Annotated in this window: 2 pseudogenes; one reads left to right on the top strand and one right to left on the bottom strand. The window is 33.9% G+C overall.

Annotated features, from left to right (window positions below):
• Nucleotides 1-353 (top strand): annotated as a pseudogene (locus V7659_RS31520) (DNA topoisomerase IV subunit B); the annotation flags it as partial.
• A 138-nt stretch (nt 354-491) separates the two neighbouring features.
• On the opposite strand, the pseudogene V7659_RS31525 reads toward V7659_RS31520, so the two are convergent.
• Nucleotides 492-983: pseudogene (locus V7659_RS31525) on the bottom strand (DNA cytosine methyltransferase); the annotation flags it as partial.
• Nucleotides 984-1,902: the final 919 nt, after the last annotated feature.

Below are 1,902 nucleotides of genomic sequence, written 5' to 3' on the forward strand. Positions count from 1 at the left end.
GGATATAAACTACGATATAATCGTGATTATGACCGATGCTTAAACGGATGGAGCAAAAATACAATTAAAGCTTCTAACTTTCTTCTATATTATATGAAGCCTCACATTGAAGCAGGAAAAGTTTTCATTGCACTTCCACCCTTGTATAAAGTAAGAAAAGGTGACGGTAAAATGAGAAAATTGAGTACTCTTGGAATGAAGAAGAACTCAAATCATCGTTTGAAAAGGTAGGCAAGGTCTTTTTTCTTAAACGCTTTAAAGGTTTGGATGAATTGAATTCTGACCAGATTTGGGAAACATTAATGAACCCAGAAACACGTATCTTAGTTCATGTGAAAATCGATGATGCTGCATGAGCGGAGAGGCGAGTTACTACCTTAATTGGTGAAAAGAGAGAACAGCAAATGAGATTGTTTTTAAACGCAACCTTTACTATATAGAATGCGAAGGAAATAAAACAAGGAGGCAAATATCGCTCCTTGTATTTTTTATTATTTAGGTAGTAGCTCTAACTTTGTATCAGCAAATAACTCTTCCGTATTCCATTTAGGGTCGACACTTTCGTAATCTATGTCAGCAAATGTTTTCAATATTGCTTCAATAATAATTCTTGCCCTTTCTGGAGGAACAGCCATTCCGACTTGCTTTCTGACTTTTTCTTTTCCACCAAGAAAAACATAATCGTCAAGGAATGTTTGAATCCTAGCACGTTCTATATTAGTCAAAGCATGAGGTTCACTCCATTAATAAATGTGAGTACCACCACCACTACCGGTTCCTGTTTAGGATAGTTGTTTTGGGTGTAGCCGTCTTTAAATTTGACTCATTTTAGCACCCTTGACGTTTAATCTTAAATGTGGAGGTATTCCTTCATACCAAGCGTTTTGGCCAGCATGTATACTATTCAACATATCATTGACTTTCTTAATGTGGCTTGTTAATTCGTTGTTTTCAGCGTCTTTAGGAATTGGAGGCTCGGTTAATGGTTATATAACCAGTTAATGAAGGCAAAGGAGATTAGTAAGTTACAGATGAAGAAGTATCCGCAATGGTAGTATTACAATTTTCAATCCGTACAGAAGAAGAAATCAAATAGCAACTATGAACCTTGACTGTTATATATCGCGAGAAGTTTAACGTTAAAATCAACTTTTCTGAAGTAATGTACAACCTCGTCAAAGAAGCATATATGCAGAAAGTTGTTATGCTAGAAACTAAGAATGAGAATAAATATGTGGGAATTCTAACATACTGTGTTTACGTCTAATGGACTTATGCATGCGTTAGTTCAAAAAGACAAACAAAAGAACCAAAAAACTGGAACTTTTTTACGCAATGCCATCACTAATGTTTAACAGGGCTTTATTTTAAATACAATGGGAGGTTCGTAGTATTGAATAATAAGTGGTATTTAGAAATGAGAGCTATGGGATTACTGAGTTTTTAGAAAATAATAAAAAAGGAAGACGTAGGGGACAACATAAGAAAGTTAGAGTGTAAAAAATCTAACTAACTGAGAAACTAGGTGTGTTAGATGATATAAATAATGTTGTGCTGATTCTATTAAGCGTGAGGGTGAATTGGGGGATTATGATAATAAGATTGAACAGGCACAGGCTGAATTAAATAAGTAAAGCATAAAATTGTAGGGAATAAATTTGAGTTATTCGAGTTAAATAATGAAAAGTTGTATCAGTCTTTTGGAAGTAGAACCCATACGGATTTTTAACAGATTGATTTACGGGATTAGATTATCCAGAATCAGAAAGAATTCATCCAGTAATTGTTGGGTATTTCGACATAAGTCGATTCGGCTAGAAATTTATGCGCTTTATTCTACATTATTTTATCTTTGTACCAGAACAGTAAATTATAAACATATCATATATTATTTGTTAACTT

Source organism: Neobacillus drentensis, from assembly GCF_036966985.1.
In the GTDB taxonomy this organism is placed as follows: domain Bacteria; phylum Bacillota; class Bacilli; order Bacillales; family Cytobacillaceae; genus Neobacillus; species Neobacillus drentensis_E.